Origin of the sequence: Streptomyces sp. SID14436 (assembly GCF_010548465.1) — a bacterium.
Taxonomy (GTDB): domain Bacteria; phylum Actinomycetota; class Actinomycetes; order Streptomycetales; family Streptomycetaceae; genus Streptomyces.
Map to the genome: position 1 here is coordinate 19,018 of NZ_JAAGMD010000510.1, position 8,388 is coordinate 27,405.

Annotated in this window: 8 protein-coding genes; 3 read left to right on the forward strand and 5 right to left on the reverse strand. The window is 74.9% G+C overall.

Annotated elements, in window-relative coordinates:
- Positions 1-97: 97 nt before the first annotated feature.
- Positions 98-1,549 carry a PLP-dependent aminotransferase family protein gene (locus tag G3I53_RS17735; RefSeq protein WP_164438537.1) on the reverse strand — a complete coding sequence of 484 codons (1,452 nt, stop codon included), beginning with the start codon at positions 1,547-1,549 and terminating at the stop codon, positions 98-100.
- Here G3I53_RS17735 and G3I53_RS17740 point away from each other — a divergent pair.
- A complete protein-coding gene (locus tag G3I53_RS17740; RefSeq protein WP_164438538.1) occupies positions 1,548-2,516 on the forward strand; it encodes a DMT family transporter in 969 nt (322 codons plus the stop codon). The genes G3I53_RS17735 and G3I53_RS17740 overlap by 2 nt on opposite strands.
- Positions 2,517-2,625: 109 nt before the next feature.
- Entirely contained in the window at positions 2,626-2,823 is a 198-nt protein-coding gene (locus G3I53_RS17745) for a DUF1918 domain-containing protein (RefSeq protein WP_164335275.1), read from the forward strand.
- A gap of 15 nt (positions 2,824-2,838) precedes the next feature.
- Here the strand turns inward: G3I53_RS17745 and G3I53_RS17750 are convergent, their stop codons facing one another.
- Positions 2,839-4,098 (reverse strand): family 10 glycosylhydrolase, encoded by a 1,260-nt coding sequence (locus tag G3I53_RS17750; protein WP_164438539.1) that lies wholly within the window; start codon positions 4,096-4,098, stop codon positions 2,839-2,841.
- Between the two features lie 152 nt (positions 4,099-4,250).
- On the opposite strand from G3I53_RS17750, the gene G3I53_RS17755 reads away from it, so the two are divergent.
- Positions 4,251-5,144, forward strand: coding sequence for a 3-hydroxybutyryl-CoA dehydrogenase (locus G3I53_RS17755; protein ID WP_164334095.1), 894 nt, complete (start codon positions 4,251-4,253; stop codon positions 5,142-5,144).
- A 60-nt stretch (positions 5,145-5,204) separates the two neighbouring features.
- Here G3I53_RS17755 and G3I53_RS17760 read toward each other — a convergent pair whose 3' ends face one another.
- The 3 genes from G3I53_RS17760 to G3I53_RS17770 form a co-directional block, all read right to left on the reverse strand.
- Entirely contained in the window at positions 5,205-5,750 is a 546-nt protein-coding gene (locus G3I53_RS17760; RefSeq protein ID WP_164334094.1) for an NUDIX hydrolase, read from the reverse strand.
- Between the two features lie 163 nt (positions 5,751-5,913).
- Entirely contained in the window at positions 5,914-7,254 is a 1,341-nt protein-coding gene (locus G3I53_RS17765) for a transcriptional regulator (protein ID WP_164334093.1), read from the reverse strand.
- 286 nt (positions 7,255-7,540) lie between these two features.
- Positions 7,541-8,388 (reverse strand): PP2C family protein-serine/threonine phosphatase (locus G3I53_RS17770; RefSeq protein WP_164438540.1); only part of this gene is annotated, 848 nt, incomplete at its 5' end.

Here is an 8,388-nt window from a genome sequence, read left to right on the forward strand (position 1 = left end):
TGCTGGTGAGCGCCGTGGCGCCGGCCGTTCGGGGGCGGGGGCCGCCGGCGGGGCGGGCCGGTCCGGTGGCCGGAAACCGCCGCGGGCCTCCCGGCGGTCACCGCTCCGTCCGGGAGGCCGCCGTCTCCTCCCAGGCGGTGCGCAGGCGCCGGATGCCCTCCGTGATCTCCTCGGGTCCGGCCACGGCGGCGAAGCTCAGGCGGACGTGCCCGGCGGGGGGTTCGGCGCTGAAGTAGGGCCGGCCCGGGGTGACGGCGACCCCCGCGCGCAGGGCGCTCGCCGTCAGCGCCGGCTCCGGGGTGCCGTCGGGCAGCCGCAGCCACAGGTGGTAGCCGCCGGACGGGATGTGGGGCAGGGCGAGTTCGGGCAGGTGGTGCCGGAGTCCGGCGGTCATCGTGTCCCGGCGGGTGCGCAGGGCGGCGGACACCGCCCGCAGATGGCGCGGCCAGGCGGCCGAACCGACGAGCTCCAGGGCGGCCTCCTGGAGCGGCCGCGGCACGAAGAAGGTCTCGACGACCTGGATCGCCCGCAGCCGCTGGAGCACGGGTCCCCGGGCGGCGAGGGCGCTCACCCGGAAGCTGGGCGAGGTGGCCTTGGTCAGGGAGCAGACGTGCACGACGACGCCGTCGGGGTCGTCGGCGGCGAGCGGCCGGGGCGGGGTGCCCGCGTCCTCGTGGACCAGCCGCCGCACGAAGTCGTCCTCGACGACGAAGGCGCCGGCCTCGCGCGCGATGCTCAGCACCTCGGCGCGCCGGTCCGGGGCGAGCACGGCACCGGTGGGGTTCTGGAACAGCGGCTGGCAGACGAAGACGCGGGCGCCGCTCGCCCGGAACGCGTCCGCGAGGAGGTCCGGGCGCACCCCGTCGGCGTCCACCGGTACGGGCACCGGGCGCAGTCCGGCCGCGCGGGCGATGGCCAGCATGCCCGGGTACGTCGGCGATTCGACGAGGACGGGGGCGCCCGGCGGGGCGAGCGCGGACAGGGCGGTGGCCAGCGCGGACTGCCCGCCCGCGGTGATCAGCACGTCCGCGGCGGTGAGGGCGCCGCCGATGGTGCGGGCGAACCACTCCCTCAGGTCCGGCAGCCCTTCGACGTCCGGCCGGCCCCAGGCCCCGGGCCGGCGTCCGGCGCGGGCCAGCGCGGCGGCCAGCGCCCGCTCTGGCTGCAGGGAGGGGTGCAGGTAGCCGCCGTTGAACTCGATCACGCCGGGCGGCGGCGCGGCGAGCGAGACCAGGACGCCGGAGGCGTCCACCGAGCGGGGCACGCGGTCGATGGCGCCGTCGGCGCTGAGGGCGACCTCCTGCCAGGAGGTGTCGCCGGCCGGTGCGGCGGCCGGGCGGGGCCGGGCCCGGAAGGCGCCCGCGCCGGGCCGGGTCACGACCAGGCCCTCGGCGGTCAGCCGGGCCAGGGCCCGAGAGACGGTCACCGGACTGACCCGGTAGCGCTCGACGAGGGCGCGGCTCGACGGGAGTTTCTCACCGGGCGAGTAGCGGTCGAGTTCCCGTCGGAGCCGGTCCGCCAGTTCACCGACGCTGCTACGCTCGTGCATGAGAGCAGAGAGTAGCGCTATTGCGTCGGCGCGGATAGCGGTCGGCGCCCGGAGCAGGGGCGCGCGCCGCACCGTCCCGCCGTCCCCGGCCGGGCCGCAGGCGGGGGGCGGGCGCGGCGTCGGGACCTTGCAGGCCGTGCTCGGCGTCACCGCCTTTTCCCTCACCTTCCCCGCCACCGCGTGGGGCCTGGAGGGCTTCGGTCCGTGGTCGCTGGTGGCGGTGCGCAGTGTGCTGGCGGCCCTGATCGCGGGCGGCTACCTCCTCGCCACCGGGGCACGGCCGCCCGCCCGTCGTCACTGGCCGGGGCTCGCCGTGGTCGGGGCGGGCGTCGTGCTCGGCTTCCCGCTGCTCACCACGCTGGCCCTGCGGACGTCCAGCACCGCCCACGCGGCCGTCGTGGTGGGTCTGCTGCCCCTCACCACCGCGCTGCTCGCCGCGCTGCGCGGCGGCACCCGGCCGTCGCGCACGTTCTGGGCGGCCGCGCTCGCCGGGGCCGCCGCCGTGGTGGCGTTCACCGTGGGGCAGAGCGGCGGGGCGCTGAGCACGGCCGACCTGTACCTGTTCGCGGCGCTGCTGGTGTGCGCGGCCGGCTACACCGAGGGCGGCAGGCTGGCCCGGGAGATGCCGGGCGTGCGGGTCATCGGCTGGGCGCTGGTGCTGTGCCTGCCGCTGACGGTCCCGGTGGCCGCGCTGGCCCTGGCGCACGAACCCGTCCGGCTCACCGCGCACAGCGTGACCGGGCTGCTGTGGGTGGCCGCCGGGTCGCAGTTCCTGGGGCTGGTCGTCTGGTACCGGGGCATGGCCGCGATCGGCATCCCGCGGGCCAGCCAGCTGCAACTGGCGCAGCCGCTGCTGACCCTGGTGTGGTCGGTGCTGCTGCTGGGCGAGCACCTGCCGGTGGCCGCGCCGCTGACGGCGGCGGCGGTGCTGGTGTGCATCGCCGTCACCCAGCGGGCACGCGGGTGAGGGCCGCACCGCATCGCGGGAGCGGCGTCCGGCCCGCTGGCGGGCGGCGGTGACGGCCGTAGACTCGACAGGACGGACCGCTGCTCCCGCACGTGGTGAGGAGACACCGATGCGCGCAACCGTGGGCGACCAGCTTGTCCAGCACGGCAGGGTGGTCGGTCAGCACGACAAGGTCGGCGAGATCGTCGAAGTGATGGGTCCGGAGGGCACTCCGCCCTACCGGGTGCGCTTCGAGGACGGGCACGAGACCGTGTGCTCGCCCGGGCCCGACTCCGAGATCCGGCACAGGATGCACCACCAGCACTAGGCTCTTCCGTTCGTATCAGGCCGGGGGGTCCGCCGGCCGGCCGTAGTGGTCGGCGACCACCCGGGCCATCGCCCCGGCCGGGTCCGCCGCCACCTCCCGCGCGGCGAAGTACACGTGCCCGCGCGCCTCCGGGTGGCGGGCGGCGAGCGTGAGGTGCCGGGACAGTTCGGCCGGGTCCTGCCAGGCCGCGGGCTGGGCCGGATCGCCGGCCTTGTACAGCGCCTCGCCCACGTACAGCCGGGTGCCCGAGCCGCGGACGGTCTCGGCCCACCAGGGGAGCAGCTTCGCGTAGTCGGCCGCGGGAAAGCCGATGTTCCAGTACAGCTGCGGGCAGATGTAGTCGATCCAGTTCTCGCGGGCCCACCGGCGGGTGTCCGCGTACAGGTCGTCGTAGGTCTGCACGCCCGCGGCGGTGTCCGAGCCGAGGGGGTCGGTCCCGGCGTTGCGCCACACGCCGAACGGGCTGATGCCGAACCGGGTGCCGGGCCGGATCTGCTGGATCCCGGCCGCCGTCTCGCGCACCAGCCGGTCGATGTTGTCCCGCCGCCAGGCCGCCCGGGTCGGGAAGCCGCCGCCGTGGGCGTCGTAGGCGGCGGTGTCGTCGAAGGTCTGGCCCGGGACGGGATACGGGTAGAAGTAGTCGTCGAAGTGCACCGCGTCGACCGGGTAGCGGCGCACCGCGTCGAGCATCGCCTCCCGGACGTACGCCCGGACCTCGGGCAGCCCGGGGTTGTAGTAGAGCCGCCCCCCGTACGGCACGATCCAGCCGGGGTGGCGGCGGGCGGGGTGCGAGGGCAGCAGCCGGCCGGGATCGGCGTGCAGGGCGACGCGGTAGGGGTTGAACCAGGCGTGCAGTTCCAGGCCCCGGGCGTGGGCCTCCTCGACGGCCGTACCCAGCGGGTCCCAGCCGGGGTCCCCGCCCTGGGTGCCGGTGAGGTACTGCGACCAGGGCTCGTGGGGCGAGGGCCACAGGGCGTCGGCGGTGGGCCGCACCTGGAGGATCACCGTGTTCAGCCGCCGGCGCACGGCGGTGTCGAGGTGGGCGATCAGCTCCGCCCGCTGGCGTGCGGCGCTCAGTCCCGGCGCGGAGGGCCAGTCGCGGTTGCCCACCGTCGCCACCCAGACGCCCCGCATCTCCCCGCCGGCGGCGCCGCCCCGCTCCGGTCCCGCGGCGGGCGCCGGCTCCCGCCGGCCGCGCGCCGTCGACGCCTCCGGCAGCATGGTCAGCACGGACAGTGCCGCCGCCGCGAACGTCCTGCGTGACACTTGTCGCATACGTACGCCCCGAAAACACAGCGGATCCGCCGGTCGCGGACCGTTCAGTGCCCCAGGATGCCCGACCCCGGCGATCGATCATCGATACCTCGGAGTAACGTGCACGAACGGAGCAGGCACCGGGACCCGGCAACCTGCCACCGCCATAACGGATGAGTCGCCCGAACAAGAGCGAAAGGGACGATGTGACCGACATCGAACGCGTCGGAGTGGTGGGCTGCGGTCAGATGGGCGCGGGAATCGCCGAGGTGTGCGCCCGGGCCGGCCTGGACGTGATGGTCGCCGAGACGACCGGCGAGGCCCTGGAGTTCGGCCGCACCCGGCTGTTCACCTCCCTGTCGAAGGCGGCCGAGCGCGGCAAGATCACCGAGGAGGAGCTGGAGGCCACGCAGGCCCGGCTGACCTTCACCACGGACCTCGGCGAGTTCGCCGACCGTGATCTGGTGATCGAGGCCGTCGTGGAGAACGAGCAGGTGAAGACCGAGATCTTCCAGGTGCTCGACCAGGTGGTGACCCGCCCGGACGCGATCCTCGCCTCCAACACCTCCTCCATCCCGCTGGTGAAGCTGGCGGTGTCCACCGCGCGGCCCGACCACGTGATCGGCATCCACTTCTTCAACCCTGCCCCGGTGCAGCGGCTGGTCGAGCTGATCCCGGCGCTGACCACGTCCGAGGGCACCCTCGGCCGCGCCCAGCTGTTCACCGAGAAGGTGCTGGGCAAGCACGCCATCCGCGCCCAGGACCGCTCCGGTTTCGTGGTGAACGCGCTGCTGATCCCCTACCTGCTCTCCGCGATCCGGATGTTCGAGTCGGGCATCGCCAGCCGTGAGGACATCGACAACGGCATGGAGATGGGCTGCGCCCACCCGATGGGCCCGCTGAAGCTGTCCGACCTGATCGGCCTGGACACGGTCGCCTCGGTCGCGTACTCGATGTACGAGGAGTACAAGGAGCCGCTGTACGCCGCTCCCCCGCTGCTCCAGCGCATGGTCGACGCGGGGCGCCTGGGCCGCAAGACCGGCTCGGGCTTCTACACCTACGACTGACCGCCCCCGCCCGGCACGCGCCGTCGGCGCGTGCCGGGCCGGCCGCGTCAGGGCTTGGCGTCAGGGCATGGCGTCGTGGCCCAGGCGGAGGTGGTGCAGGAGCAGTAAGGCCGCCGCCATCGAGCCGCCGGGGACCTCCCCGTGGGCGACCAGGTCGGGGACCAGTTTGAGGGGGACCCACTCGCGGCGGTCCGACTCGAAGTCGTCGACGGGGTGGCCGACGTACTCGCCCTGGTCGGCCCAGTAGACGTGGTGCCGGGCGTCGGTGAGGCCGTTGGACGGCTCCACGGTCAGCAGGTGGCGCAGCGGGCCGGGCCGCCAGCCCGTCTCCTCCTCCAGTTCCCGCGCGGCGGCCCCGGCCACCTCCTCGCCGTCCTCGACGACGCCCGCGGCCAGCTCCCACCCCCAGCTGTCGGTGATGAAGCGGTGGCGCCAGAGCAGGAGGACCTCGTTGGCCTCGTTCACCACCGTGGCGACGGCGACGGGCCGCAGCCTTATGAGGAAGTGGTCGAGGTGCCGGCCGTCCGGGAGTTCGACGTCCGCGAGATTCACCTGGAACCAGCGGTTGGCATACACAGTTTGTTCGTTCTGCTTCGTCCACTGCACGGTTCTGCCACCTTCCGATGAGTAAGGGGCAATATCGCAGCAGAGACGATCGGGCAGCAGGCGCACGGGTGGCCGCCCGTGATGCAATGGCCAGCGCTCAGAAGGCGCACGCAGGGGCGCGCGGATCGGAAACGCGCCGGTCCTGCTGGAGAGTCCCCCGCGCCTACAGCGGCACGCGCAGGGCCCCGTCGATGAGTTCGGCGGCTTCGTCCGTGCCGGCGCAGCCGCTGCGCACCAGGTGGTCCCGGACCGCGCGCAGGCGGTCGCGCAGGCGCTGCGACTCCATCCCGCGGGCCTGCTCGGCCATCTCCACGGCGATCGCGACCGCCCTGTCGGCGTTGCCCTGGCGCAGTTCGATGGTGCTCAGCATGGCCAGCCGGTGCACCCGGCCCCGGTCGTGCGCGGGGGTGTCCACGGCGGCCGCCGCGTGCTCCCCGGCCGCCGCCAGCTCGCCCAGGCTGAGCAGCGCCTCCGCCACCTGCACGTTGACCAGGCCGGGCTGGACATACCCGGTCTCCTCGGGTTCATGACCGCGCCGGATGCGTTCGGCGGCCTGCTCGGCGCGCCGGATGCAGGCCAGCGCACTGCTGCCGTCGCCGAGATGGGCGTACGCCTTCGCCTGCATCGCGTACAGGTCGGAGGCGAGCGCGGGGGTGATGTGGGTGCCGGCGGCGCGCAGCGCGGCCTCGGCGAAGGCGACGGACTGGCGGAACTCCCGCATGTACAGCGACTGGTTGACGAGCAGCGCGATGACGTAGGCGCCCAGTCCCCGGTCCCCGCTGGCCTTGGCGAGCCGCAGCGCCTGGTGGAAGTAGCGCTGGGCGAGGCCGTGGGCGTCGGAGTCGTAGGCGCAGATGCCGGCGATGGCGACCAGCCCGCCGGTGGCGCGGTGCAGTTGACGGCCCGTGGAGTCGGTGTAGCTGCCGCGCAGCAGCGGCGCCGCCTCGGCGTTGAGGAAGCCGACGATGCGGGCGCGGGTCGCCACTCCCCCGGCCTTGCGGTACAGCTGCTCGTAGTGCGCGCGGGCCGCTCGCAGCATGGACAGGTCGCCGGCCGTGACCCGGTGGCGGCCGCCGCGGGAGACGTCCACGTCCTCGGGCGGGTTCTCCCACTCCCACACGGGCATGACCGCAGGGGTGCCCGTGACGGCGGGCGCGCCCATCAGATGGGGGCGCTGCTGCTGGTCGGACCGCCACAGCGCGGTGGCCCGCTCCACGAAGCCGGACAGCGAACCGGTGTGCGGGGCGGACGGTTCGCCGGGGACGCCGAGACCGATGTCGTCGAGGGTGACGGGGCGGTGCAGCCGCCGGGCGAGCACCTCGCAGATCAGGTCGGGCACCTGGCCCCGGGGGCGCTGGCCCTTCAGCCAGCGGGCCACCGCGGTGTGTTCGTATCTCAGGGACAGTCCGCGCGTGCGGCCCGCCTGGTTGACGTGGGCGGCCAGGCCCGCGTGGGAGATCCCCGCTTCGTCCAGGATCGCGTCGAGCAGAGTGTTGGGCTGCATGTCGGGCCCCCCGGGTGGCTCAGTGCCGGACAGAGTAGTGGCACCGCGTTCACACGGGGTGTGAACCGAGTGCTCGAATCCGTAGGGTGTGCGCGCTGTCGCGGAGTGTTTCCGGCCGCTTGACTGAAGGGCCTCGAAAGAGGCCGGCCGGGCCGTCGGCTCCCCCTCGTACAGTGCGACGGCTCGATCCCGCCGTCCGCCCAGCTGCCTGCCCGACATTCCGTGGCGGGGCGGACGGCGCACGGCCCCTACCCGGACCGCGCGGCGCGGTACGCGGCACGGCCGCTCAGGGCGCGGGGCGGTGCCCGGGCGAGGTGATGTCGCGGGGCGGCGGGCGGGGGCCCGACAGGTGGCGGGGCACGCTCAGGTCCGTCGCGCACCCGGCGCGGTGCGCGGGCTGCGGCGGGCGTTCGTTGGTGAGCACGAGCAGGGCCACGTCGTCCTGGGGCGGCCCGTCGGTGTGGCGCATCAGCGCCGCCAGCACGGTACGCAGGACGCCCTGCGGGCTGAGCGGGGTGTCGCGGGCGGCGTCGGCGAGGACCCGCTCCAGCGGGAAGAACCGGCCGTCGGCGTCGCGGGCGTCCTCGGCGCCGTCGGTGTGCAGCACGACGGCGGTGCCGGGGAGCAGCGGAGCGCAGCGGACGGCCGGCAGGTCGGGCGGCAGGGGGAAGAGGCCGAGCGGGGGCAGCGGGTCGGTCCGGGCGAGCTCCTCGACGCCCGTGCCGCTGAGCAGGCGGGGCCAGGGGTGGCCGCAGTTGAGGGCCCGGGTGGTGCCGTCGGGGAGGATCTCCATCAGCAGGACGGTGACGAAGTCCTCGTCGGGCGGGTCCGCGTGACCCGGGGCGGCGGGCGCCTCCCCCGTCCGGGCGCGGGTGCGGCGGGCCATCGCCCGCTCCAGCCGGCGCAGCACTCCGGCCAGGTCCCGCTCGTCGTGCGCCGCCTCGCGGAAGCAGCCGAGGACGGTGGCGGCGGTCCCGGCGGCGTCGGGTCCGTGTCCGCGCACGTCGCCGATGACGACGCGCACGCCGTGTTCGGTGGCGACCACCTCGTACAGGTCGCCGCCGATGCGGGCCGCGGTGTCGGCGGACAGCTGGACCGCGGCGACGGCCAGTCCGTCGACGCGGGGCGGGGGCG

Bases quoted from the DNA above. Each gene is read 5' to 3' on its own strand.
- G3I53_RS17740 (WP_164438538.1), top strand. From the start codon at position 1,548: ATGAGAGCAGAGAGTAGCGCTATTGCGTCGGCGCGGATAGCGGTCGGC.
- G3I53_RS17735 (WP_164438537.1), bottom strand. From the start codon at position 1,549: ATGCACGAGCGTAGCAGCGTCGGTGAACTGGCGGACCGGCTCCGACGG.
- G3I53_RS17745 (WP_164335275.1), top strand. From the start codon at position 2,626: ATGCGCGCAACCGTGGGCGACCAGCTTGTCCAGCACGGCAGGGTGGTC.
- G3I53_RS17750 (WP_164438539.1), bottom strand. From the start codon at position 4,098: ATGCGACAAGTGTCACGCAGGACGTTCGCGGCGGCGGCACTGTCCGTG.
- G3I53_RS17755 (WP_164334095.1), top strand. From the start codon at position 4,251: ATGAGTCGCCCGAACAAGAGCGAAAGGGACGATGTGACCGACATCGAA.
- G3I53_RS17765 (WP_164334093.1), bottom strand. From the start codon at position 7,254: ATGCAGCCCAACACTCTGCTCGACGCGATCCTGGACGAAGCGGGGATC.